A 26,446-nucleotide genomic window follows, 5' to 3' on the forward strand; every position below is an offset into this window, starting at 1 on the left:
GGACGCATGGCGAGCTCCACGCACCGAGCCCTGGAGGGCTTCTCCCCCGCGACCCGCGGCTGGTTCACGGGGGCCTTTTCCGCGCCCACCGCCGCCCAGGCCGGCGCGTGGCAGGCCATCGGTGAGGGCTCGGACGTCCTGGTCGTGGCCCCCACCGGCTCGGGCAAGACCCTGGCCGCCTTCCTCGCCGCCCTCGACCAGCTCACCTCCACCCCCCACCCCGCCGACCCCAAGAAGCGCTGCCGGGTCCTCTACGTCTCACCGCTCAAGGCCCTGGCCGTCGACGTGGAGCGCAACCTCCGCAGCCCCCTCACCGGCATCCGCCAGGAGTCCGTCCGCCTCGGCCTGCCGGAGCCCGACGTGCGGGTGGGCATCCGCTCCGGCGACACCCCGGCCGCGGAGCGCAGGGCCCTGTCCACCCGCCCACCGGACATCCTGATCACCACCCCCGAGTCCCTGTTCCTGATGCTCACGTCAGCCGCCCGCGAGGCCCTGACCGGCGTGGAGACGGTGATTCTCGACGAGGTGCACGCCGTCGCCGGCACCAAGCGCGGCGCCCACCTCGCCCTCTCCCTGGAGCGTCTGGACGAGCTGCTGCCGAAGCCGGCTCGCCGCATCGGCCTCTCCGCCACCGTCCGCCCGGTCGACGAGATCGCCCGCTTCCTCTCCCCGCAGCGCAAGGTGGAGATCGTCCAACCGAAGTCCGGTAAGGAGTTCGACCTCTCCGTCGTGGTCCCGGTGGAGGACATGGGCGAGTTGGGCGGCTCCCCGGCCACCGACGGCGGCACCGAGGGTGGCGACCGCCCGTCCATCTGGCCGCATGTCGAGGAGCGCATCGCCGACCTCGTCCAGTCCCACCGCTCCACCATCGTCTTCGCGAACTCCCGCCGGCTCGCCGAGCGCCTGTGCAACCGGCTCAACGAGATCGCGTACGAGCGGGCGACGGGCGAGTCCCTGGGGGAGCACCACTCACCTGCGGAGCTCATGGGCGGCTCCGGGGCCGCCCAGGGCGCCCCGCCCGTCATCGCCCGTGCCCACCACGGCTCGGTCTCCAAAGAGCAGCGCTCCCTGGTCGAGGAGGACCTGAAGGCGGGCCGGCTCCCGGCCGTCGTCGCCACGTCCAGTCTCGAGCTCGGCATCGACATGGGCGCCGTGGACCTCGTCGTCCAGGTCGAGTCCCCACCGTCGGTGGCCTCCGGCCTTCAGCGGGTCGGCCGCGCCGGGCACCAGGTCGGCGCGGTCTCGACAGGCGTGGTCTTCCCGAAGTACCGCGGCGACCTGGTCCAGGCGGCGGTGGTCACCGAGCGGATGCGCACCGGCGCGATCGAGTCCCTGAGGGTCCCCGCCAATCCCCTCGACGTCCTGGCCCAGCAGCTCGTCGCGATGACGTCGATGGACACATGGCAGGTGGACGACCTGCTCGCCACGGTCCGCCGGGCCGCCCCCTTCGCCTCGCTCCCCGAGTCGGCGTTCACCGCGGTCCTCGACATGCTGGCCGGCCGCTACCCGTCCGACGCGTTCGCGGAGCTGCGCCCGCGCGTGGTGTGGGACCGCGTCACGGGCGCCGTCACCGGCCGCCCCGGCGCGCAGCGCCTCGCCGTCACCTCCGGCGGCACCATCCCCGACCGCGGCCTCTTCGGCGTCTTCCTGGCCGGCGCCGACCCGAAGAAGGGCGGTGGCCGGGTCGGCGAGCTCGACGAGGAGATGGTCTACGAGTCACGCGTCGGGGACGTCTTCACGCTCGGCACCAGCTCCTGGCGCATCGAGGACATCACCCGCGACCGGGTGCTGGTCTCCCCGGCCCCCGGCGTCCCGGGGCGCCTCCCGTTCTGGAAGGGCGACCAGCTCGGCCGCCCGCTCGAACTGGGCCGCGCGGTCGGCGCCTTCCTGCGCGAGGTCGGCTCCCTCGGCACGGAGGACGCCCGTCTGCGCCTGCTCGCCGCGGGCCTGGACGCCTGGGCCGCCGACAACGTGCTGTCCTACCTCGACGAACAGCGCCAGGCATGCGGTCACGTCCCCGACGACCGCACCATCGTCGTCGAACGCTTCCGCGACGAACTCGGCGACTGGCGCGTCGTCGTCCACTCCCCCTTCGGCGCCCAGGTGCACGCCCCGTGGGCGCTCGCGCTCGGCGCCCGCCTCTCCGAGCGCTACGGCATGGACGCCCAGGTCATGCACGCCGACGACGGCATCGTGCTGCGCCTTCCCGACGCCGACCTCATGGGCCTGGACCTGCTGGACCAGGAGCCGGTGAAGCCGGGCGCCGAGTACGACGCGGAGCAGGCCCCCGTGGGCGCCGCGGACGTGGTCTTCGACAAGGGCGAGGTCGACCAAGTCGTCACCGACCAGGTCGGCGGATCAGCCCTGTTCGCGTCCCGTTTCCGCGAATGCGCCGCCCGCGCGCTGCTGCTGCCCCGCCGCAGCCCCGGCAAGCGCACGCCCTTGTGGCAGCAACGCCAGCGCGCCTCGCAACTGCTCCAGGTCGCAGGGGAGTTCGGTTCGTTCCCGATCGTCCTGGAGGCGGTCCGCGAATGCCTCCAGGACGTCTTCGACGTCCCTGGCCTGGTCGAGCTGATGGGCGACCTGGAGTCCCGCAAGGTCCGCCTGGTCGAGGTCACCACCCCGGAACCGTCCCCCTTCGCCCGCTCCCTCCTCTTCGGCTACGTCGCCCAGTTCCTGTACGAGGGGGACTCGCCGCTCGCCGAGCGCCGTGCGGCCGCGCTGTCGCTGGACTCGCGCCTGCTCGCCGAGCTGCTCGGCCAGGCCGAGTTGCGCGAGCTGCTCGACGCGGAGGTGCTGACGGAGCTGGAGCGGGAGCTCCAGTGGCTCACCGAGGACCGTCGCGTCAAGGACGCCGAAGGCGTCGCCGACCTGCTCCGTCTCCTCGGCCCGCTGACCGCCGCCGAGCTGGCCGAGCGGGGCGCCGACCCGCAGTGGGCCGAAGAGCTGTCCCGGGCCCGCCGCGCGATCCGGGTCCGTATCGCCGGCGCCGGCCACTGGGCGGCGATCGAGGACGCGGGCCGTCTGCGCGACGCGCTCGGCACGGCGCTGCCGGTCGGCGTCCCGGAAGCCTTCACGGAGCCGGTGAAGGACCCGCTCGGCGACCTCCTCGCCCGCCACGCCCGCACCCACGGTCCGTTCACGTCCGCCACGGCCGCCGCCCGGTTCGGCCTGGGCGTGGCGGTCACCGAGGGCGCCCTCCAGCGGCTCGGCGCGTCCGGGAAGGTCGTACAGGGCGAGTTCCACCCGGCCGGCATCGGCCAGGAGTGGTGCGACGCCGGGGTCCTGCGCCGGCTGCGCCGCCGCTCCCTGGCCGCCCTGCGGCACGAGCTGGAGCCGGTGCCGCCTCCGGCGCTGGCCCAGTTCCTCCCGCAGTGGCAGCACATCGGCAGGGGACACTCACTGCGGGGCCTCGACGGACTGGTGCGCGCCATCGAGCAGTTGCAGGGAGCCTCGGTACCCGCCTCCGCCCTGGAGAAGCTGGTCCTGCCCTCCCGCGTCGCCGACTACACGCCTGCCATGCTCGACGAGCTCACGGCCGCGGGCGAGGTGGTGTGGGCCGGTGCGGGTTCCCTTCCGGGCAAGGACGGCTGGGTGTCCCTGTACATGGCGGACGCGGCCCCTTTGCTGCTGCCGCCCCCGCATCCCCTGGAGCTGACGGCCCTCCACGAGTCCGTGCTGACCACCCTCTCGGGGGGTTACGGACTGTTCTTCCGCCAGATCGCCGACCAGGTCCGCGCCACCACGCACCCCGAGGCCACCGACCCCCAACTGGCCGACGCTCTTTGGGACCTGGCCTGGTCCGGCAGGCTGACCAACGACACGCTGTCCCCGTTGCGCTCCGTGCTCGGCTCGGGCCGCACCGCGGGCTCCACAGCCCACCGCGCCAGACGAACGGTTCCACGCGGCCGCTACGGTTCACTGACCGCCGCCGCCCGCACGGCGTCCCGCAGCGGCCCGCCCACGGTCGCCGGCCGCTGGTCCCTGCTGCCGGCCCAGGAGCCCGACGCCACCGTCCGCGCGCATGCGCTGGCCCGCACCCTGCTCGACCGGCACGGTGTGGTCACCCGGGGCGCGGTGGCGGCAGAAGGCGTCGAGGGCGGCTTCTCCGCGACGTACCGCATCCTGTCCGCCTTCGAGGACAGCGGTCAGGCCCGGCGCGGCTATGTGGTGGAGGGCCTCGGCGCCGCCCAGTTCGCGATGGACGGCGCGGTCGACCGTCTCCGCGCCGTCGCCCACGCACGCGACCGGGGCGAAGCCCCGCCCGACCCGGCCTTCGGAAGCGGCTCGCCGCACGGCGACGGCTCCCCGGGGAGCGCCTTCGGCGGCGCCCCCGACGGCTTCTTCTCCCCCGCCGACGCCCTCGGCCCCTTCGACGACCACGCCTACCAGGGCGACGAGGCGTACGACACCCCCGACGGCGAGGCCCCGCTCGCCCATCCCGTGCCAGGCGAGTACGTGTCGCCGAGGGACCACGCCGCAGCCGCCCGCACGCCCACCTGGCAGAACGGTGGGCGCTCCCCTCACACCCCGGGCTCCCCCGCACGCCGCGACCGCCCCGGCGCCGCTTCCCGCGCGGTCGTCCTCGCCGCCGCCGACCCGGCGAACGCGTACGGCGCCGCCCTCCCCTGGCCCGAGCCCCCGACCGGCGCCGGCCACAAGCCGGGCCGCAAGGCGGGCTCTCTGATCGTCCTGGTCGACGGCGAACCCGCCCTCTACATGGAGCGGGGCGGCAAGACCCTGCTGGCCTGGCCCACAGACCACGACGCCGCCCCCACCGACGACCCCCGCCTGACCGACGCCGCAGAAGCCCTCGCCACGGCCGCCCGCGCGGGATCCCTGGGCACGGTCACCGTGGAACGCATCAACGGCACCGCAGCCCTGACGTCCCCCGTGGGCACCCTCCTGGAAGGGGCAGGCTTCATCGCCACCCCGAGAGGCCTGCGCCTACGGGCGTGACCCCACACCCAGACCCACACCGACGCCCCCGCCCCCGCCCCCGCCCCCGCCCCAGCACCAGCACCAGCACCAGCACCAGCACCAGCACCAGCACTCCAAGCACACTCCCCCCACCAGAACATGCCACCCTGAATCCATGCCCGAAGGAGACACGGTCTGGCAAGCCGCGAGACGACTGCACACCGCCCTCGCCGGCAAGATCCTGACCGTCTCCGACCTGCGGGTCCCCCGGTACGCCACAGCCGACCTCACCGGCCGCGCCGTCCTCGACATCACCCCCCGCGGCAAACACCTCCTCACCCGCATAGAAGGCGGCCTCACCCTCCACTCGCACCTCAGGATGGACGGCACCTGGAAGGTGTTCGCCGCAGACACACGCTGGACCGGCGGCCCCGCACACCAGATCCGCGCGATCCTCGGCAACCCCGACCACACCGCCGTCGGCTACCGACTCCCCGTCCTCGAACTGCTCCGCACCAGCGACGAGGGCCAGGTCGTCGGCCACCTCGGGCCGGATCTCCTGGGCCCGGACTGGGACCCGGACCAAGCCCTGGCCAACCTCCTCGGCGACGCCGCGCGCCCCCTCGGCGAGGCGCTCCTGGACCAGCGCAATCTCGCCGGCATCGGCAACGTCTACAAGAGCGAGCTCTGCTTCCTGCTCGGCGCCACCCCCTGGCTCCCGGTCGGCGCGCTCCCCGCCGACCGCGCCGCCAAGCTCCCGGCTCTCGCGAAGAGGCTCCTGGAGGCCAACCGCGACCGCCCCGTCCGCAGTACGACAGGCCGTCGCGGTCAAGACCTGTTCGTCTACGGCCGCGCACCCCGCCCCTGTCTGCGCTGCCGCACCTCCATCAGGGTCGCCGACCAGGGCGACGGCTCCCGCGAACGCCCCACCTACTGGTGCCCCCGATGCCAGACGGGCCCGGCCCCGACCCCGGGCAGACGTCAAGGTAATTGACGGACCGTCAGAAATACTCGTACCGTCCCCGTATGGCCGTACAGGCATACGACCTCACCGGACGCACCGCGTTCCTCACCGGCGCCGCGGGCGGCATCGGCCGCGCCTCGGCGATCCTGCTGGCGCGGGCGGGCGCCGTCGTGCACTGCGCGGACCGCGACGCCACCGGGCTGCACGAGACGGCCGCCCTGATCAAGGACCAGGGCGGCACCGCGCACACCCACCAGCTCGACGTGACCGACCGCGCCCAGGTCAGACAGGCCGTCGAGTCCTGCGGGCGCCTTGACGTGCTGGCCGCGATCGCCGGGATCATGCACAGCAGCCCGGTCCTGGAGACCCGCGACGAGGACCTCGACCGGGTGCTGGACGTCAACTTCAAAGGCGTCCTCCACGCCTGCCAGGAAGCCGCCCGCGTGATGCTGGCCCAAGACGTCAGGGGCAGCATCATCACCATGGCGTCCGGGGCCGTGGACACCGGCGGCCCCGGCCTGCTCTGCTACGGCGCCGCCAAGGCGGCCGTCGTACAGCTGACGAAGACGCTCGCCACCGAGATGGGCCGCTACGGCATCCGGGTGAACGCGGTCGCACCGGGCTGGATACGCACGCCGATGACCGACCGCCACGACAGCACGGCCCAGGCGCACACGGAATCACTGATGGCGCGGATGTCCCCACTGGGCAGGGTCGGTGAAGCCGAGGACGTCGCTCACGCCGTCCTTTACCTGGCCTCGGACGCCTCGTCCTTCACGACGGGCCAGATCCTGCGTCCGAACGGGGGCGTGGCAATGCCCTGGTAGTGACCCCCCGGGTCACCCGCCACAACGCCGCCCCGAGTGAGCCTGCCGCACGCCCCCCGGGCACGCAGTGCACCGGCAGCAGGCTCAGCCCCCACCCCCCGGCCACGACCGCCCCCTCCAGCGCCCCCGCGTCGGGCGCCGTCACCAGTCGCAGCACGGCCCACCACCACACCACGCCGAGCCCCAGTACGGCCCCCCAGCGCACTATTCGCCCCGCCATGGCCGTCACCTCCAGCTCGGCGCCATGAACGCCGTCCTCGTCTCCGGGGCGACGCCGACGACGCTAGTCGCGTGCCCTCGCGCCACGGGAGGGCGCACCAGCGGCACAGGGGCGCACATCCACGCGATCTCCGCCGACCGGGCGCAGTGCCGACCGGCGATCAGGCCAGGTCAGCCGCCCAGCGTCCGTCCACAGCAGCCGTCCGCAGGTGCTTGGCAACGACGGCGAGCACGCGTCGACGCGGACGCTCGTCGGCGCCGGCGCTCGTCACCCGTTCTCGGCCTGGAACATCCAGTGGTGCTTCTCCAGATCCGCGGTGATCCCGATCAGGATGTCCTGCGAGACGGGATCCGGGGCCTCGGTGGCCACCACCCGCTCACGCATCCGCCCGATCACCGCGCCCAGCGCGTCCACGAGCACGCCGACCGCTTCCGCGTCCCGGATCCAGCCGCCGGCGGTCGCCGCGATCCCACTGCCCACGGCCACCGTCGAGGCACGGCCGTCGGGTGAGACACCGAGGGCCGAGGAACGTTCGGCCACCGTGTCGGAGTGGGTACGCGCGCTGGTCACCACGTCGTCGAGTTGAAGGTGCACGCTGCGGAAGCGGGGGCCGACCACGTTCCAGTGGACCTGCTTGGCCACGAGGGAGAGGTCGATCAGATCGACGAGGGCGCCCTGCAGCGCCTCGGCGACGGTCTTCAGGTCCGCGTCCGACAGCGGACTTTTCACGACGTACATCGCACCTCCGTTGACTGGCCCCGTCACTCCCTCCACGATGACCGCGCCGACCCGGACCGGCAAACGCACCCAAACGGAACGTAAAGCACTCCCCAAGAGGAACAACCACACCACACCGGACCCACCCACCCCGCACAATCGGCCGAGCCCGAACCCACCCACCCCGGCCAAACCCCGAACCCACACACCCCCGGAACGGCCAACCCCGAACCCGCACACCCCGGAACGGGCCAGGCACACAATCCCGCACCCCCCGGAACGGGCCAGGCACCCGAACCCACCCACCCCGCCCGCACCCCAGCCCGCACACCCCGCCCCCACGGGCCCCGCCCGCACCCCAGCCCGCACGCTCCCGCACCTCTGCACCCCCGCACCCCCGCACCCCAGACACGCGAAAACCCCGACCGCTCCCCCGGATCACCCGGAGAAGCCCCGGCCGGGGCCTCGCACGTTCCTGACGGTCACGGAGCCCGTTCCGCGCGGCGGCGTGCCGCACACCCGGGCCTCGGCTCAGGCGGCAACCACGTCCACCGCCTCGGCGGGCGCCTTGATGGTCACCCGTTCCGGTGGCACACCGGCCACCGACACGGAACCCAGCATCGGGCGAACCGGCGTGGGAACAGGCTCGCTGGAAGTGGCCGCTGCAGACTGTGCCAGCTCGGCGAGGGCGAGCTCGTCGCTCACTTCCCGCATGAGCTCGGACATCCGTACGTCCAGCGCGTCGCAGATCGCGGAGAGCAGCTCGGAGGAAGCCTCCTTCTGCCCCCGCTCCACCTCGGAGAGATAGCCGAGTGAGACTCGGGCGGACGAGGAGACTTCGCGCAGAGTACGGCCCTGGCGCTGGCGCTGCCGACGCAGCACGTCACCCAGCAGGCGACGGAGCAGAATCATCGGTGGCTCCCTCCTCGGACCGCGTAGCCGCATCCTTCACGCCCCACCGTACCGCCTTGCGCTGCGGCCGTGCGGGGAGCGATGTCGTGTTCACTCAGGGCTGCAAACATCAAAACCCCCCGTTCCGTTCCGTATCCTGTGCCCGCTCATTCCCGGTCTGTTCGCTCGCCAGCTCCCTCAGAAGCAGTACGAGTACGCTCCGTACACTCTCCATACGAATTTCCGCCCGCCGCCCGTTCAACCTCAGGGCCTCCACTTTTCCGCCACTGGCAGAACCCTCAGAGGCCCCGGACGGTCCGTCCAGTGCGACGAAAACGGTTCCGACGGGCTGACCGTCCTGGGGGTCGGGACCCGCGACACCGGTGGTGGCGATGCCCCAGTCGGCGCCCAGCGCCTTGCGCACTCCGGCCGCCATCTGGGCCGCGACCTGCGGATCCACTGCTCCGCGCTGAGCCAGCAGGGTGGCGTCGACGCCCAGCAACTCGTGCTTGAGCTCGGTCGCGTACGCCGTCACGGACCCCCGGAACGCCTTCGAGGCCCCGGGCACCGCCGTCAGCTCCGCCGCGACGAGTCCACCCGTCAGCGACTCCGCGACGGCGACGGTCTCGCCCCTCACCGTGAGTAGTCGCACCACTTCGGTGGCCGGCGAGCCGGCCGGGGAACTCACCCTTGCGTCTCCTCCAACGCGGCCTTGCGCTCGGCGATTCCCTGCCTGCGCAGGACCATGGCCTGTCTCACGTAGTCCAGTCCGGTCACCACGGTCAGGACGACCGCGGCGCCCATCACCCAGAACCGCAGGGTGGCCAGCCATCCGGTGAGCGCCAGCACGTACATGCCGACGGCCACGCCCTGGGTGAGGGTCTTCAGCTTTCCGCCACGGCTGGCGGGGATGACGCCGTAGCGAATGACCACGAAACGCAGCAGTGTGACACCGAGTTCCCGGCCGAGGATCACCGCCGTCACCCACCAGGGCAGGTCACCCAGGGCGGAGAGACAGATCAGCGCCGCACCCATGATCGCCTTGTCGGCGATGGGGTCGGCGATCTTCCCGAAGTCGGTGACGAGGTCGTACGTGCGGGCCAGGTGGCCGTCGAACAGGTCGGTGATCATGGCGATGGCGAACGCCGCCCAGGCGAGCGAGCGCCAGGCCGGGTCGTACCCGCCGTCGGCCAGCATCAGCGCGACGAAGCCGGGGACCAGCAGCAGCCGGAGCATGGTCAGGAGGTTGGCGACGTTCCAGACGCTGGCCTGGTTGACGGCCGCGGCCGCGATCTTCCCGCCCCGTGCCGGCTTCGCCCCCGTCTGCGCGCCGGTGGCGCCGGCCCCGGAGACACCCGCTCCGGAGGCACCCCTCTCCGTGGCGGCAGCGCCGAACCCGCCCGTGGCCTGCGGTGAGCCCTTCAGGGAAGCGCGCTGCGAGGAGGCTCCTTTCGAGGCCGCGGCGGTGCCGTTCGCCTGCGCGGGGCCACCCGCGGCGGACGCCGGTACTCCGGTCATCTGCCAGCCTCCTCACTGCCGGCCCGGCCGTCGGCGCCGGTGGCGGCGAACGCCAGTGGCTCGGCCACCAGGTCGACACCTTCGGTACCGACCACCTTCGCCTCGACCATACGACCGGCACTCAGCGTCCCGCCGCCGGTGAGCAGCACTTGTCCGTCGGTCTCCGGCGCCTGGTGCGCCGCTCGGCCGTAGGTGCCGTCCTCGCCGTCGACCGATTCCACGAGCACGTGCAGCGTCTCACCGACGCGGTCCTCGGCACGCTGCGAGACGAGTTCCTCGGCGAGCCGCGAGATGTGGGCGAGCCGCTCGGCGACGACGTCCTGGTCGAGCTTGTCGTCGTAGGTCGCGGCCTCGGTGCCCTCCTCGTCGGAGTAGCCGAAGACACCGATGGCGTCGAGCCGCGCGCCGTTCAGGAACCGCTCCAGCTCGGCGAGGTCGTCCTCGGTCTCACCGGGGAAGCCCACGATGAAGTTGGACCGCACGCCCGCGGTCGGCGCCTTGGTGCGGATGGTGTCGAGCAGCTCCAGGAAGCGGTCCGTGTCGCCGAACCGGCGCATGGCGCGCAGCACGGCGGGCGCGGAGTGCTGGAAGGACAGGTCGAAGTAGGGCGCGACCTTGGGCGTCGAGGTGAGCACGTCGATCAGGCCGGGCCGCATCTCGGCGGGCTGGAGGTAGCTGACGCGCACCCGCTCGATGCCGTCGACATCCGCCAGTTCGGGAAGCAGGGACTCCAGCAGGCGGATGTCGCCCAGGTCCTTGCCGTAGGAGGTGTTGTTCTCGGAGACCAGCATGATCTCCTTGACGCCCTGCTCGGCCAGCCACCGCGTCTCGTTGAGCACGTCGCTCGGGCGGCGCGAGATGAAAGAGCCGCGGAAGGAGGGGATGGCGCAGAAGGTGCAGCGCCGGTCGCAGCCGGAGGCCAGCTTCACGGAGGCGACGGGGCTGCCGTCGAGCCTGCGCCGCAGCGGCGCGCGCGGGCCGGAGGCCGGGGCGAGTCCCTGCGGGAGGTCCGAGGGGGCACCGTGTCCGGGCAGCGCCACGTCGGACGCCGACTGCCGCTCGGCGGGGCTGATCGGAAGCAGCTTGCGCCGGTCGCGGGGGGTGTGCGAGGCGTGGATGCCGCCGTTCAGGATGGTCTGCAGGCGGTCGGAGATGTCCGTGTAGTCGTCGAAGCCGAGCACGCCGTCGGCCTCGGGGAGAGCCTCGGCGAGTTCCTTGCCGTACCGCTCGGCCATGCAGCCCACCGCCACGACGGCCTGGGTTCTGCCATGACCCTTGAGGTCGTTGGCCTCCAGCAGGGCGTCGACGGAGTCCTTCTTGGCGGCGTCGACGAAGCCGCACGTGTTCACGACGGCGACGTCCGCGTCCCCGGCGTCCTCGACGAGCTCCCAGCCGTCCGCCTCCAAGCGGCCTGCGAGCTCCTCCGAGTCCACCTCGTTACGGGCGCAGCCAAGGGTGACAAGTGCGACGGTACGGCGTTCAGGCATGGGCTCAAGACTACTTCGTCCCACCGACACCCCACGTCGACGGGGTTGGCCGATCTTGGCCAACCCCGTCGACACCGCTCCCCCGCACGGGCCGCCTATCCGGCCTGCGGGTCGCCCTTGGTGTACGTGAGCCGCTCCACGGCGCCGGGCCGGAAGTCGTCCTCGATCTTCTTGCCGTTCACATAGAGCTGGATGGCACCCGCGTCGCCGAGCACCAGGTTGATCTTGGAGCTGTCCTGGAAGGTCTTGGACTGGCCCTGCTTGAGCAGGCCGTCGAACAGCAGCCGGCCGTTGTGGTCCTTGGCCGAGATCCAGCTGCGGCCGTCCGTGGCGCTGACCTGGACGGTGACCTTGTCCCGGGGCGCGGCCGCGATGGCGCTCTCGGTGGGGTCGGGCTTGGCGTCGGTGGGCTTGGCCGCGTCGGCGGACGGCGAGGCGGTCTTCCCGTCGGAGGGCTTGGCGCCTTCCGCGACCGGAGTCTTGGAACCGTCCTCGCCGTCGCCCTTGAACAGGGTGAAGCCGACGAAGCCGATCACGGCGACGATGGCGGCGACCATCGCCGCGGTCCAGTTGGGCCCCCGCCGCTCGGGACGGATGCGCTCGGCCTCGAACAGCGGCGCCGCCGGCGTCGGGGCGGGCCTGCCGCCGCGCTCGGCGTCGTACTGTGCGAGGAGGGGGGACGGATCCAGGTGGACGTACTTGGCCAGGGTCCTGATGTGCCCGCGCGCGTAGACGTCGCCGCCGCAGGGCGCGAAGTCGTCCGCCTCGATGGCGTGCACGATGCCGATGCGGACCCGGGTGGCGGTACTGACGTCATCGACGGTCAGCCCTGCGGCGATGCGCGCCTGCTGCAGGGCACGGCCGATGGAGGTACGGGCTTCCTCGGAAACGTCTTCGAACGGACGCTCGTCTTCAGGGGAGTTGCCGATGGACACGGGGGCGCCTTTCGAGCGTGTAGCCACCTGTGCTGGATGTTCAGTCTAGGGGGGGTGCAAAAGGGTGAGGCAACCCGGCGGAGGGACTTTGTACGCCATCTGTATGGCTCGACGTCCCGATGACGGGGGTGGTGCTTGACGAATGATGCGGCGGGTGCTTGTCGCTTCCCTCAACTTGACGTGCGACGCGGGGAAACGGTTGCTCAATGATCCCTTACGGGTGAGTCACGATCGAACAATTTTGTGCGGCGAGCCGACGAGCGTGACCCGCTTGCCTAGCCTTCAGACTCCCCACGGATGACGGCCAGCACGCCATCCAGCTCATCGGGTTTCACCAGGACATCACGCGCCTTGGAGCCCTCACTCGGACCGACGATGTTCCGTGACTCCATCAGGTCCATCAGCCGTCCGGCCTTGGCGAAACCGACGCGCAGCTTGCGCTGGAGCATGGAGGTGGACCCGAACTGCGTGGAGACGACCAGCTCGGCCGCCTGGCACAGCAGGTCCAGGTCGTCGCCGATGTCCTCGTCGATCTCCTTCTTCTGCTTGGTGCCGACGGTGACGTCCTCGCGGAAGACCGGTGCCATCTGGTCCTTGCAGTGCTGGACGACGACCGCGACCTCTTCCTCGGTCACGAACGCGCCCTGCATACGCGTCGGCTTGTTCGCGCCCATCGGCAGGAAGAGCCCGTCGCCCTTGCCGATCAGCTTCTCGGCGCCGGCCTGGTCGAGGATGACGCGCGAGTCCGCGAGCGACGAGGTGGCGAACGCCAGCCGCGACGGCACGTTCGCCTTGATCAGACCGGTGACCACGTCCACCGACGGCCGCTGCGTGGCCAGCACCAGATGGATGCCGGCCGCGCGCGCGAGCTGCGTGATGCGCACGATCGAGTCCTCGACGTCGCGCGGCGCCACCATCATCAGGTCGGCGAGCTCGTCGACGATCACCAGCAGATAGGGGTACGGCTGGAGCTCCCGCTCACTGCCCTCGGGGGGCTTGACCTTGCCCTCGCGCACGGCACGGTTGAAGTCGTCGATGTGCCGGAAGCCGTACGCCGCCAGGTCGTCGTAGCGCAGATCCATCTCCCGCACGACCCACTGGAGCGCCTCGGCGGCCCTCTTCGGGTTGGTGATGATCGGCGTGATCAGGTGCGGGATGCCCTCGTAGGCGGTCAGTTCGACGCGCTTGGGGTCGACGAGGATCATCCGGACGTCCTCCGGGGTCGCCCGCATCATGATCGAGGTGATCAGGCAGTTGATGCAGGACGACTTGCCGGAACCGGTGGCTCCGGCGACCAGCATGTGCGGCATCTTCGCCAGCGAGTGCATGACGTACCCGCCCTCGACGTCCTTGCCGAAGGCCACCAGCATCGGGTCGTCGTCCTCGGCGGACTCCGCGAGGCGCAGCACGTCGCCGAGGTTGACCATCTCGCGGTCGGTGTTCGGGATCTCGATGCCGACCGCGGACTTGCCGGGGATGGGGCTGATGATCCGCACGTCGGGGCTGGCGACGGCGTACGCGATGTTCTTGGTGAGCGCGGTGATCCGCTCGACCTTCACGGCGGGCCCGAGCTCGACCTCGTAGCGCGTCACCGTCGGCCCGCGCGTGAAACCGGTGACGGCGGCGTCGACCTTGAACTCGGTGAAGACCGTCGTCAGCGAGGCCACCACGGCGTCGTTCGCGGCGCTGCGCGCCTTGCCCGGGCCCCCGCGCGTGAGGAGGTCGAGCGTCGGCAGGGAGTAGGTGATGTCGCCGGACAGCTGGAGCTGCTCGGCGCGCGGCGGCAGGTCGCGGTTCTGCGCGGGCGGCGCCTTGGTGAGGTCGGGGACGCCGGCCTCGATCCTCTCCTGCTGGGGACGTGCGGCGGGCACCGGCGTCGGGGTCGGCGTGGTCTCCGCGCGGTCGCCCACGCTGACGCCCTGGGTGAGGTCGGCCACGATCGGCGAGGGCGGCATGCCGTGCAGCACGGCGCCGTCCAGCGCGGCCGCGGCCGCCGCGGCGACGTCCACGGCGTCGCGCCGCCGCCCTCCCTCGGGCTGCGGCACCGACGAGCGCCTGCTGAGCCCGCGACGCCGGGAGAGTGCCTCCTGCTCGGCGCCGTCGGGGTCGTACGCCTGCGGGGCCCGCCCGCGTCCGCGAGGCCGCCCGGGGACGGCTTCGCGCCACTGCTCCTCGTAGCGCTCGTCGTCCTCGGAGTACTCCTCCTCGTAGGTCTCGGCCTCCCGGACCACACCGAGCTTCACGCCGAGCAGCCGCAGCCGCTGCGGAATGGCGTTGACGGGCGTGGCCGTGACCACCAGCAGCCCGAAGACCGTCAGGAGCACCAGCAGCGGTACGGCGAGCACCTCGCCCAGGGCGTACGTCAACGGGGTCGCCGCACCCCAGCCGATCAGGCCGCCGGCGTCCCGTACGGCCTGCATGCCGGCGCTGCGCGCGGGCGAGCCGCACGCGATGTGGACCTGTCCGAGCACGCCGATCAGCAGCGCGGACAGTCCGATGACGATGCGTCCGTTGGCGTCGGGCTGCTCGGGGTGGCGGATGAAGCGCACGGCGACGACCGCGAGCAGGATCGGCGTGAGCAGGTCCAGCCTGCCGAAGACGCCGGTGACCAGTATCTCCACGAGGTCGCCGACGGGACCGCGCAGGTTGGACCAGGTGCCCGCGGCGACGATCAGCGCGAGCGCGAGCAGCAGCAGCGCGACGCCGTCCTTGCGATGGGCGGGGTCGAGGTTCTTGGCGCCCTGCCCTATGCCGCGGAAGACGGCCCCCACGGCGTGCGCCAGGCCGAGCCAGAGCGCGCGCACGAGCCGGTAGACGCCACCGGTCGGGCTCGGTGCCGGCTGGGGCGCGGCCTTCTTCGCCGGGGCCTTCTTGGCCGGCGCCTTCTTCGCGGGGGGCTTCTTGGCGACGGCCTTCTTCGCCGGGGCCTTCGCGGCGGCGGCAGCCTTCTTGGCGGGCTGCTTCTTGGCTGCGGAGGGACGTGAGGCCATGGGTGTGAGATTACCGGTGGAGACGACAGGGGACACGTGTGCCTCCTGCTTCACCCGTTCGTGTCGCCCTTGCGCAGGCACGAAACTGACGCGGGCTCATGAGCGGGAGTCGTACGGAAGCCCACCGCGGGTCGCCGCCGTGCACTGCGGTGGGCGGGCGGGCAGCAACTCGGCCCGGCCCGCCGTCAATTCTGCGACGGCAGCACGGGAGACCCGCCGGTGCCCGGCTCCAGCGCGTCCAGTGCCCGCCGCAGCCCCGTGAGCTTGCGCTCCAGATGGGCCGCCGTGGCCACCGCCGCCGCGTCCGCGGCCTCGTCGTCGAGCTGCTTGGAGAGCGCCTCGGCCTGCTCCTCGACGGCCGCGAGGCGCGCCGACAGCTCGGCGAGCAGCCCGGCGGCCTCCTTCCCGCCCCCGACCGCGCCCTTGCCGCCGCCCTCCAACTGGAGCCGCAGCAGCGCGGCCTGCTCGCGCAGCTGGCAGTTCTTCATGTAGAGCTCGACGAAGACGGAGACCTTCGCACGGAGCACCCACGGGTCGAACGGCTTGGAGATGTAGTCCACCGCGCCGGCCGCGTAGCCCCGGAACGTGTGGTGGGGGCCATGGTTGATCGCGGTGAGGAAAATGATCGGGATGTCCCGGGTCCGCTCGCGGCGCTTGATGTGCGCGGCGGTCTCGAAACCGTCCATTCCCGGCATCTGGACGTCCAACAGAATGACCGCGAAGTCGTCCGTGAGCAGCGCTTTGAGCGCTTCCTCCCCGGAAGATGCCCGCACCAGCGTCTGATCGAGCGCAGAGAGGATCGCCTCCAGCGCCAGCAGATTCTCCGGCCGGTCATCGACCAGGAGGATCTTGGCCTTCTGCACCATGGCCCGCCCTCCTCGCCCCGGCAGTGCACCGGGCGCCGCCCCGTGGGACGACTCCGTTGCGCCGCCCATCCTCGTGCCGGTCATCGTAGCCGCACCCCGCTCGTCGCCACACCCTGTCACCGCGATGTCACTGTGTACGTAGCAGAAACGCGGCAGGGGACCAGAAGGTTCCCCGAATCCCGCGCCCGTACACGGCTACGCGCACGCTGAGTCAGCAACTCCCCACCGACATCCGCCGTTCATTCGCCCTGCATCCACTGCTCCATCACGGCCAGCAGATGGTCGGGGTCGACCGGCTTCGTCACATAGTCTGACGCACCCGACTCGATCGCCTTCTCCCGGTCGCCCTTCATCGCCTTCGCCGTCAGCGCGATGATCGGCAACCCGGCGAACTGCGGCATCCGACGGATCGCCGTCGTCGTCGCATAACCGTCCATCTCGGGCATCATGATGTCCATCAGGACGACCGCCACGTCGTCGTGCTGCTCCAGCACCTCGATGCCCTCACGGCCGTTCTCCGCGTACAGCACGGACAACCCGTGCTGCTCCAGGACGCTGGTGAGAGCGAAGACGTTGCGGATGTCGTCGTCGACGATGAGCACCTTCTCACCCCCGAACCGGATGCCCGTGCGCGGGAGGGGTTCCGTGTCCGCCTCAACACCCTGCCACGGCTCCTGGGACAGGGCCCGCCGCTCGACCCCGGGCGTGAGCCGGCGCCGCCGCCGGAAGAGCGCCGCGGCGCCGTTCTGGGTCTCGCGGTACGACCTCACCTCGGCCGGCGTCTCGACCGCCGGCCCGGCCGGCTCCGGCCACTCGGTGAGCTCCGCCACGGGGGCGGCGGGCGACAGCTGCTGGTAGCCGTTCGGGGGCAGTTCGCTCGGGTGCAGCGGCAGGTACAGCGTGAAGGTGGAACCGCGCCCCGGCTCGCTCTGCGCGTGGATCTCACCGCCCAGCAGCTGCGCGATCTCCCGGGAGATCGACAGACCGAGACCCGTACCGCCGTACTTGCGGCTGGTCGTTCCGTCCGCCTGTTTGAACGCCTCGAAGATCACCCGCATCTTGCCGGCCGCGATCCCGATGCCGGTGTCGGTCACCGAGAACGCGATCAGCCCGGCCTCCGGTCCGGTCAGCGACCCGGCCTCCAGCAACTGCTCCCGGATCGCCTTCGGCACGTCGTCGCGGGCGGGGCGGATGACCAGCTCCACCGATCCGGAGTCGGTGAACTTCACGCCGTTCGACAGCAGGTTGCGCAGCACCTGGAGCAGCCGCTGCTCGTCGGTGTGCAGCGTGGCCGGCAGCTCCGGGGAGACCCGTACGGACAGGTCCAGGCCCTTCTCCGCGGTCAGCGGCCGGAAGGTGGCCTCCACGTAGTCGACGAGCTGGACGAGCGCGATACGCGTCGGCGAGACGTCCATCTTGCCCGCCTCGACCTTCGACAGGTCCAGGATGTCGTTGATCAGCTGGAGCAGGTCGGAGCCTGCCCCGTGGATCGTCTCGGCGAACTCCACCTGCTTCGGCGTGAGGTTGCCGTCCGCGTTGTCGGCGAGCAGCTTGGCCAGGATGAGCAGCGAGTTCAGCGGCGTACGCAGTTCGTGCGACATGTTGGCGAGGAACTCGCTCTTGTAGCGCATCGACACCGCGAGCTGCTCGGCGCGCTCCTCCAGGACCTGCCGCGCCTCCTCGATCTCGGTGTTCTTCACCTCGATGTCGCGGTTCTGCTGGGCCAGCAGCTCGGCCTTCTCCTCCAGTTCGGCGTTGGACGCCTGGAGGGCCTTCTGCCGGTTCTCCAACTCGGCGGAGCGCTCCCGCAGTTGCTCGGTCAGCTCCTGCGACTGCTTCAGCAGCACCTCCGTCTTGGTGTTGACGGAGATGGTGTTGACGCTCGTCGCGATCATCTCGGCGATCTGGTTCAGGAAGTCCTTCTGGATCTGCGTGAACGGCGTGAACGAAGCCAGCTCGATCACGCCGAGCACCTTGCCCTCGAACAGCACCGGCAAGACGATCACCTGCGCGGGCGGCGCCTCGCCGAGCCCGGAGGAGATCTTCAGATAGCCGCTGGGCGCGTTCTCCACGAGGATCGTGCGCTTCTCCTGCGCGGCGGTGCCGACCAGCGCCTCACCGGGCCGGAACGACGTCGGCATGGAGCCCATCGAGTAGCCGTACGAGCCGAGCATCCGCAGCTCGTACTGGTCGTCCTTGCCGGAGTTGTCGGCCGGCGGCAGCGCCAGGAAGAACGCGCCGTGCTGCGCGGAGACCACCGGCGTCAGCTCGCTCATGATCAGCGAAGCAACGTCCGCCAGGTCCCGGCGGCCCTGCATCAGCGCGGAGATCCGGGCGAGGTTGCCCTTGAGCCAGTCCTGCTCCTTGTTCGCGATCGTGGTGTCGCGCAGGTTGGCGATCATCTTGTTGATGTAGTCCTGAAGCTCCTGGATCTCGCCGGAGGCGTCCACGTCGATCTTCAGGTTCAGGTCGCCGCGGGTCACCGCCGTCGCCACGCGCGCGATGGCACGCACCTGCCGGGTCAGGTTCCCGGCCATCTCGTTCACGGACTCCGTCAGGTCCCGCCAGGTGCCGTCGACGTCCCGCACCCGCGCCTGGCCGCCCAGCTGCCCCTCCGTGCCCACCTCACGGGCCACACGTGTGACCTCCTCGGCGAACGAGGACAGCTGGTCCACCATCGTGTTGATGGTCGTCTTCAGTTCGAGGATCTCACCGCGCGCGTCGATGTCGATCTTCTTCGTGAGGTCGCCCTTGGCGATGGCCGTCGTCACCATGGCGATGTTGCGCACCTGACCGGTCAGGTTGGACGCCATCTGGTTCACCGACTCGGTGAGGTCCTTCCACGTACCGGCCACGCCCGGCACATGCGCCTGACCGCCGAGGATGCCGTCCGTGCCCACCTCGCGGGCCACCTTGGTGACCTGGTCGGCGAACGAACTCAGCGTCTTCACCATCGTGTTGAAGGTATCGGCGAGCTGAGCGACCTCACCACGCGCCTCGATCGTCACCGTCCTCGTCAGGTCGCCGTTGGCGACGGCCGCCGCGACCTGCGAGATGTTCCGCACCTGGACCGTCAGGTTCTTGGCCATCAGGTTGACGTTGTCGCTGAGGTCCTTCCAGATGCCCGTGACACCCTGCACGTGCGCCTGGCCGCCCAGGATGCCCTCGGTGCCCACCTCACGGGCCACCCGGGTCACCTGGTCGGCGAAGGACGACAGCTGGTCCACCATCGTGTTGACCGTCGTGACCAGCTCGAGGATCTCGCCCTTGGCGTCAACGGTGATCTTCTTCGACAGGTCGCCCTTGGCGACGGCCGTCGTCACGTCGGCGATGCTGCGCACCTGCACGGTGAGGTTGTTCGCCATGAAGTTGACGGACTGGGTGAGGTCCTTCCAGGTGCCGGAGACGCCCTGCACCTCGGCCTGGCCGCCCAGCTTGCCCTCGGTACCCACCTCACGGGCCACACGCGTGACCTCCTCGGCGAACGAGGAGAGCTGATCGACCATCGTGTTCAGGGTGTTCTTCAGCTCCAGGATCTCCCCGCGCGCGTCCACGGTGATCTTCTGCGACAGGTCACCCCGCGCCACCGCCGTCGCGACCTGCGCGATCTGCCGCACCTGAGCCGTCAGGTTGCCGGCCATGCCGTTCACCGAGTCGGTCAGATCGCGCCACACACCGGCGACGCCGGGCACCTGCGCCTGACCGCCCAGCCGCCCCTCCGTACCCACCTCGCGGGCCACCCGGGTCACCTGATCGGCGAAGGCGGAGAGCTGGTCCACCATCGTGTTGACGGTGTTCTTCAGCTCCAGGATCTCCCCGCGCGCGTCCACGGTGATCTTCTGCGACAGGTCACCCCGCGCCACCGCCGTCGTCACCTGGGCGATCTGCCGCACCTGGGCCGTCAGATTGCCGGTGATGGAGTTGACGGAGTCGGTCAGCTCCTTCCATGTACCCGAGACGCCGTCCACGCGCGCCTGGCCGCCGAGCCGCCCCTCGGTACCGACCTCCCGGGCCATCGTCGTGACCTGGTCGGCGAACGAGGACAGCTGGTCCACCATCGTGTTCACGGTGTTCTTCAGCTGGAGCATCTCGCCGGAGACGTCCACGGTGACCTTCTGCGACAGGTCGCCGTTGGCCACCGCCGTCGTCACCTGGGCGATGTTCCTCACCTGTCCGGTGAGGTTGCGGAACGCCGTGTTGACGGAGTCCGTCAGGTCCTTCCAGGTCCCCGCCGCGCCCGGCACCTGCGCCTGACCGCCCAGTTCACCCTCGTCACCGATCTCCCGCGCCACGCGCGTGACCTCGGAACCGAAGGCGGACAGCTGGTCCACCATGCCGTTGACGGTGTTCTTCAGCTCCAGCATCTCGCCGGCCACGTCGACCGTGACCTTCTGCGACAGGTCACCGCTGGCGACCGCCGTCGTCACCGCGGCGATGTCCCGCACCTGCGTCGTCAGGTTCCGGAAGACCGTGTTCACGGAGTCCGTCAGGTCCTTCCAGGTCCCCGCGGCACCCGGCACGTTCGCCTGACCGCCGAGCCGCCCCTCCCCGCCGACCTCGTTGGCCACACGCGTGACCTCGTCCGCGAAGATCCGCAGCGTCTCGGTCATCTGGTTGATCGTCTCGGCGAGCTGCGCCACCTCGCCGCGCGCCTGCACGGTCACCTTGCGCGAGAGATCACCGTTGGCGACCGCGGTCGTCACCTCGGCGATGCCGCGCACCTGCGCGGTGAGGTTGCCGGCCATGGTGTTGACGGAGTCGGTGAGTTCCTTCCACACCCCGGCCACGCCGGGCACCTGCGCCTGACCGCCCAGCTCGCCCTCGGTACCCACCTCGCGGGCGACCCTCGTCACCTCGGAGGAGAACGCGGAGAGCTGATCCACCATCGTGTTGACGGTTTCCTTCAGCTCCAGCATCTCGCCGGCCACATGAACCGTGACCTTCCGGGACAGATCACCCTTCGCGACCGCGGTGGTCACCAGCGCGATGTCCCGCACCTGCGCGGTCAGCCGGTCCGCCATCGTGTTGACCGACTCCGTCAGGTCCTTCCACGAACCGGACATACCGCGCACCTGGGCCTGCCCGCCCAACTTGCCCTCGGTGCCCACCTCACCGGCCACACGTGTGACCTCGTCGGTGAACGTCGACAACTGGTCGACCAGGTTGTTGACGGTCCGACCGACCTTCAGGAACTCGCCGCGCAGCGGATGCCCGCTCCCGTCGGGCGCGTTCGTCCGCAGCTCCATCCGCGGCGCCAGATCACCCTCGGCCACCGCGAACAGCACCCGGCTGACCTCGGAAACCGGCCACACCAGATCGTCGACCAGCGCGTTCGACGCGTCGATCGCGGCCGCCCACGAGCCCTCACAGGCACCCGTCTCCAGCCGCTCCGTGAGTTTTCCCTCACGACCCACGACACGCCGCACCCGGGACAGCTCACCCGTGAGGTGCAGATTCCGGTCGGCCACCTCGTTGAAGAGGGCGGCGATCTCCGCCATCACGCCGTCGCCGGACACCGTCAGCCGTTTGCGGAAGTTCCCGTCCCGCATCGACACCAGGGCCGCCTTCAGCCGGTTCAGGGCAGCCGTGTCCACCTCTGTGGTCCCGTTCCGGCCGCTCGGGGACTGTCCGCCCTTCGCGCGCGGCTTCGTGCCCCGCGTCGCTGCGCCAGACTCCACTGTGTCCCTCCCGCAGGGGTCGACCATCACTGCTGTGCTCGGCTGCCGCCGCTCGACATATCGCTCACTACTGCACATCTGCGCCCGGTGGCACCAGCCGTCAATCCCACCAGGAGGCAAAAGACCGCACCAGGGGCTGCTGCCCGCCGAAGGCGCACCGCACTCTCCCTGCCCTACCTCCATCACAAGCCTGCCCAGTGTTTCACCCCGGCCGAACCAGGCCATAACAGTTCGGCAGCTTCGCACATCGTCCGCACACCCTCCGGACGGAAACACTGCGGTCCGGCATCCGCATGAACCGCGAAGGTAAGTAACCTTGCATGCGGCTGTCCAGCCGCACCGGTTCCGTCCGGCCTGGGCGGTGGCACGAGAACGAGCGGGCATCGGAGGGGCGGCCGCACACATGACCACCGGACTGATCCCCGGGGGACAGCCCCCGGAACCCGGGCCGTCGAGCGGCCTGCCGACGCAGACGCGCGGCGAGCCGGCCGGCACCGCGGCCCAGCACGTCGAGAGCAGATCGAGGAGTTTTGTGATCACCGCGCGCGCGGCCGCCAGCTTCGAGCCCGTCGGCCGCTCGGTCGCCTCCGCACGCTCCTTCGTCCGCGACACGCTCCAGGGCTGGGGCCACGCCGACGTCATCGACGACGCCGTGGTGCTCACCAGCGAACTGGTCACCAACGCCGTCGTCCACGCCGGCACCACCGCGGACGTGCTCTGCCTGCGCCTCGACGGCGGCGTCCGCATTGAGGTGGCCGACCACTACCCGGAACGCGAGGTCCCCCTCCAGGGCTACGCCGTCAACATGGGCAGCCCCGACCGCGAGGGCGGCCGCGGTCTCCAGCTGTGCGCGGCGCTCGCCGGCCGCTGGGGCGTCGACTACACGCCCACCCACAAGCAGGTCTGGTTCCAACTCGACCTCCCCGAACGCGCCGTGGGCACCCGTACCGCAGGCCCGTCCCTCCCCGCCGACCTGCTCCCGCTGGCGGACGGCCGCGTCCGCGTCGCCGTCGTCCAGATCGACCGCGGCGGCGCCATCACCGCCTGGAACGAGGACGCCGAGGAACTCTTCGGCTACCAGGGCGAACAGGTCACCGGCAAACCCCTCACCGACCTCGCCGCCTGGCCGCACACCCCGGGCACCAGCACCGGTATCGCCGAGGCCCTGCAACTCTCCCGCTGGGAGGGCAGCTACGGTATCCGCGACGCCGGCGGCCGGGTCGTGCCGGTGTACGCCTCCCACCTCCGCGTCCGCGACACCGCCGGCGAACCCTCCACCGTCTGCCTGCTCGTCCGCGACCACGAACGGGCCGTCCTCCAGACGCCGATGCGCATCACGGCGTCCGACGCGCCGACCTCCTCCGAGGGCCAGAGCACCGACCCCTTCGAGGTCTTCATCGGCTCCCCGGCCCCGGACGACCTCGACGGCCTCCTGCAGCGCACGGTCGAACGCGCCCGCGACATGCTCGACGGCGACTCCGCGTTCCTCCTCCTCGCCACCGACGACGAGACGGAGTTGGAGGTCCGCGCATCCACCGGGCTGCCCTCCGCCCGCCAGCGCTTCGCCCGCGTCCCCGTCGAGGCGGGCCCCGGCCGCTACGGCTCGGCCCGCATGCCGGCCGTCCACGACGACCTCGCGGCCGTCCCCGGCGCCGTACCGCTCCTCAACGGCACCGGGATGCGCTCCGTCGTCACGGTCCCGCTCAAGGTCGAGGGCCGCCTCACCGGCTCCCTCGGCGTCGCGGCGGAGGGCGCGAGCAGGTACTCCAACGAGGAGGCACTGCGCCTCCAGTTCGCCGCCGACCGCATCGCCCTGGCCGTCGAGTCGGCCCGCCTCGGCGAACTCGAACGCCTGCGCCGCGGCTCGCTCAGCTTCCTCGTCGAGGCCTCCGACCTGCTCGCCGGCACCCTGGACCGCGACCAGACACTCGCCCTGATGGCCCAGATGACGGTCCCCACCCTGGCCACCTGGTGCGCCGTCTACACGATCGCCGACCAGGCCTCCGAGCCGTATCTCTCGTACGTCCTGCACGAGGACGAGGAACTCATCGACGGCATCAAGTCACTGCTGTCGAAGATCGCCCCGCCCGACCCCGTGACCACCCCCGGCGCCCGTGTCTGGTCGGCCCCGGCGGAAGCCTCCCACCAGGCGGCCCTGCGCATCTCCATGCGCAGCCTGGGCCTCAACGAACCCGCCACGGTCAGCTCCGGCATCGGGACGACACTGGCGACGGCGTCCGCGGTCGGCGGCGAGACCGTCGTCCTGCCCCTGGTCGCCCGCAACCGCGTCATCGGCATGCTCACCCTCGGCAAGCCCACCGACGAGCACTTCCGCCAGGAGATCCTGGAACTGGCCGAGGACCTCTCCCGCCGAGCCGCCCTGGCCCTGGACAACGCCCGCCTGTACTCCGAGCGCACCGCCATCAGCCAGGCCCTCCAGCGCAGCCTCCTGCCGCCCGAACTCCCCGTGGTCGACGGCGTCGAGGTAGAGGTCATCTACCGCGCGGCCGGCGAGGGCAACGAGGTCGGCGGCGACTTCTACGACCTGTTCCCCATCCGCGACGGCGCGTACGGCTTCGCCATCGGCGACGTCTGCGGCACGGGCCCCAACGCGGCGGCCGTCACCGGCCTCGCCCGGCACGCCCTGCGCCTGCTCGCCCGCGAGGGCCTCAGCGGCCCGGCGGTCCTGCAGCGCCTCAACTCCGCCATCCTCGACGAGGGCGCCCGCAGCCGCTTCCTCACCCTGCTGTACGGCGAGATGCGCCCGCAGGACGACGGCAGTGCCGAACTCAAGGTGGTCTGCGCCGGCCACCCGCTCCCCCTGCGTCTACGCCAGGACGGCACGGTGGAAGCCGCGGCCGAACCCCAGCCGCTGCTCGGCGTACTGGAGGACCTGGAACTCTACGAGCAGACGGTCACCCTCGACCCCGGCGACGTCCTCCTCTGCGTCACGGACGGCGTCACCGAGCGCCGCGAGGGCAACCGCATGCTGGGCGACGACGGCCTCGCCGACGTCCTCACCACCTGCACCGGCCTCACCGCGGGCGCCGTCGCGGCCCGCATCATGCGCGCGGTGGAACGCTTCGCCTCGGACGCCCCGTCCGACGACATGGCGATCCTGGCGATGCGCGTCCCCGGCCTCCAGAACGGCCTGAGCAACGTCTGAACAGCAAGAAGGCCCCCGCCCAAAGGGCGGGGGCCTTCTGTGTCGGAGCCCCCAAACGGAATCGAACCGTTGACCTTCTCCTTACCATGGAGACGCTCTGCCGACTGAGCTATGGGGGCCGGTCACCATCTTGGGGTTTCCCTCGCGGCAACGGAATAGATCATACCCCGAACAGGCCGCTGCTCCCAACCAGCACCGACCGTCCCAGAGACGATCAGAACGCGGGCTGCAACAGTCCACCGAGCGCGTTGCACGCGGACGCTATCCGCTGCATGTCCCGCTTCGTCAGGTCACGGTTCACCGGCAGTGCGAGCGTCTCCTCGGCGGCCCGTTCCGTCTCCGGCAGGGCCACACACTCCCGGAACGCGGGCAGTCGGTGCACCGGCGTCTTCACCGGCACCCAGCACCCAACTCCCCTGGCGCCCAGGGACCGTGCGAACGCGTCCCGGTCGGGCCGCCCGTTGCCGGGAACCCGCACCACGTACTGCTGATAGGTATGCCCGGCACCGCCTTCCGGCGTGTGCACACCCCGCAACTTGGCGTCCAGGTAGGCCGCCCGCTGCCGACGCTGCGCCACCTCGTCGGACGGCGCCTCGCACTCCCCCTGCTCCAGCACCAGCAGCCGGTGCCGCTGCCCCACGGCATGCAGCCCGGCGACATCCGCCGGCCGGCCGAACCGATGGACCACGACCACGGCAGCGGTACGCGGGGTCACGGCCGCCTCGACCGCGGACGCGTCGAGGCAGTAGGACACCGGGTCTATGTCGGCGAACACCGGGCGGGCTCCCGCCAGGGTCACCGCTTCGGAGACCTCGATGTTCCCGAAGGCCGGCACGATGACCTCGTCACCGGCACCTACACCAGCGGCCCTGAGCATTGCAGCAGTACCCATGCTGCGGATCGTGGTTGCGCAACGTGAACTTCAAGTGACGCACAACAAAAAAGAGTTGGACCCGAAACCGAAGTTCCGGGTCCAACTCTTTCAATATTTGTTCGGCGGCGTCCTACTCTCCCACAGGGTCCCCCCTGCAGTACCATCGGCGCTGTAAGGCTTAGCTTCCGGGTTCGGAATGTAACCGGGCGTTTCCCTCACGCTATGACCACCGAAACACTATGAAACTGCCAACCGGAGCCATAACAAGGCTACGACGGTTGTTCGTGGTTTCAGAACCAACACAGTGGACGCGAGCAACTGAGGACAAGCCCTCGGCCTATTAGTACCGGTCAACTCCACACGTTACCGTGCTTCCATATCCGGCCTATCAAC

14 protein-coding genes, 1 tRNA gene and 1 rRNA gene are annotated in these 26,446 nt (G+C 70.9%); 4 read left to right on the forward strand and 12 right to left on the reverse strand.

What is annotated here, in order from left to right; translation table 11 throughout:
- Positions 1-6: 6 nt before the first annotated feature.
- From ACWCPM_RS06915 to ACWCPM_RS06925, 3 genes are all read left to right on the forward strand, one after another.
- On the forward strand, positions 7-4,959 hold the full coding sequence (locus tag ACWCPM_RS06915; protein ID WP_450975075.1) for an ATP-dependent helicase: 4,953 nt from the start codon (positions 7-9) through the stop codon (positions 4,957-4,959).
- Between the two features lie 136 nt (positions 4,960-5,095).
- A complete protein-coding gene (locus ACWCPM_RS06920) occupies positions 5,096-5,914 on the forward strand; it encodes an Fpg/Nei family DNA glycosylase (RefSeq protein ID WP_450975076.1) in 819 nt (272 codons plus the stop codon).
- 32 nt (positions 5,915-5,946) lie between these two features.
- Positions 5,947-6,711, forward strand: coding sequence for an SDR family NAD(P)-dependent oxidoreductase (locus ACWCPM_RS06925; RefSeq protein WP_450975077.1), 765 nt, complete (start codon positions 5,947-5,949; stop codon positions 6,709-6,711).
- Between the two features lie 487 nt (positions 6,712-7,198).
- Here the strand turns inward: ACWCPM_RS06925 and ACWCPM_RS06930 are convergent, their stop codons facing one another.
- The 9 genes from ACWCPM_RS06930 to ACWCPM_RS06970 form a co-directional block, all read right to left on the reverse strand.
- Positions 7,199-7,669, reverse strand: a complete 471-nt coding sequence (locus tag ACWCPM_RS06930) for a Dps family protein (protein ID WP_450975078.1) — start codon at positions 7,667-7,669, stop codon at positions 7,199-7,201.
- A gap of 510 nt (positions 7,670-8,179) precedes the next feature.
- The gene (locus ACWCPM_RS06935; RefSeq protein WP_450975079.1) at positions 8,180-8,560 is read right to left on the reverse strand and encodes a helix-turn-helix domain-containing protein; all 381 of its coding nucleotides are present in this window, start codon (positions 8,558-8,560) and stop codon (positions 8,180-8,182) included.
- A 109-nt stretch (positions 8,561-8,669) separates the two neighbouring features.
- Complete coding sequence (locus ACWCPM_RS06940) at positions 8,670-9,227, reverse strand: CinA family protein (protein ID WP_450975080.1); 558 nt, start codon at positions 9,225-9,227, stop codon at positions 8,670-8,672.
- Positions 9,224-10,057: a CDP-diacylglycerol--glycerol-3-phosphate 3-phosphatidyltransferase gene (gene pgsA, locus ACWCPM_RS06945; protein ID WP_450975081.1), complete on the reverse strand. Its 834-nt coding sequence runs from the start codon at positions 10,055-10,057 to the stop codon at positions 9,224-9,226. Before pgsA ends, ACWCPM_RS06940 begins: the two co-directional genes overlap by 4 nt.
- Positions 10,054-11,544, reverse strand: a complete 1,491-nt coding sequence (gene rimO / locus ACWCPM_RS06950) for a 30S ribosomal protein S12 methylthiotransferase RimO (RefSeq protein ID WP_450975082.1) — start codon at positions 11,542-11,544, stop codon at positions 10,054-10,056. Before rimO ends, pgsA begins: the two co-directional genes overlap by 4 nt.
- Positions 11,545-11,639: 95 nt before the next feature.
- The gene (locus ACWCPM_RS06955) at positions 11,640-12,479 is read right to left on the reverse strand and encodes a helix-turn-helix domain-containing protein (protein WP_450975083.1); all 840 of its coding nucleotides are present in this window, start codon (positions 12,477-12,479) and stop codon (positions 11,640-11,642) included.
- Between the two features lie 275 nt (positions 12,480-12,754).
- Positions 12,755-15,469 carry a DNA translocase FtsK gene (locus tag ACWCPM_RS06960; RefSeq protein WP_450975084.1) on the reverse strand — a complete coding sequence of 905 codons (2,715 nt, stop codon included), beginning with the start codon at positions 15,467-15,469 and terminating at the stop codon, positions 12,755-12,757.
- Between the two features lie 185 nt (positions 15,470-15,654).
- On the reverse strand, positions 15,655-16,335 hold the full coding sequence (locus ACWCPM_RS06965; protein WP_450975085.1) for a response regulator: 681 nt from the start codon (positions 16,333-16,335) through the stop codon (positions 15,655-15,657).
- A gap of 239 nt (positions 16,336-16,574) precedes the next feature.
- A complete protein-coding gene (locus ACWCPM_RS06970; protein WP_450975086.1) occupies positions 16,575-22,013 on the reverse strand; it encodes a HAMP domain-containing protein in 5,439 nt (1,812 codons plus the stop codon).
- 403 nt (positions 22,014-22,416) lie between these two features.
- Here ACWCPM_RS06970 and ACWCPM_RS06975 point away from each other — a divergent pair, with 403 nt between their 5' ends.
- A complete protein-coding gene (locus ACWCPM_RS06975) occupies positions 22,417-25,179 on the forward strand; it encodes a SpoIIE family protein phosphatase (RefSeq protein ID WP_450975087.1) in 2,763 nt (920 codons plus the stop codon).
- A gap of 46 nt (positions 25,180-25,225) precedes the next feature.
- On the opposite strand, the gene ACWCPM_RS06980 is transcribed toward ACWCPM_RS06975, so the two are convergent.
- The 3 genes from ACWCPM_RS06980 to rrf form a co-directional block, all read right to left on the reverse strand.
- Positions 25,226-25,298: transfer RNA gene (locus ACWCPM_RS06980), tRNA-Thr, on the reverse strand.
- Positions 25,299-25,393: 95 nt separating this feature from the next.
- Complete coding sequence (locus ACWCPM_RS06985) at positions 25,394-26,056, reverse strand: DegT/DnrJ/EryC1/StrS family aminotransferase (RefSeq protein WP_450975094.1); 663 nt, start codon at positions 26,054-26,056, stop codon at positions 25,394-25,396.
- A gap of 114 nt (positions 26,057-26,170) precedes the next feature.
- Positions 26,171-26,287 (reverse strand): 5S ribosomal RNA (gene rrf / locus ACWCPM_RS06990).
- Positions 26,288-26,446: the final 159 nt, after the last annotated feature.

Source organism: Streptomyces sp. NPDC002309 (assembly GCF_053593375.1).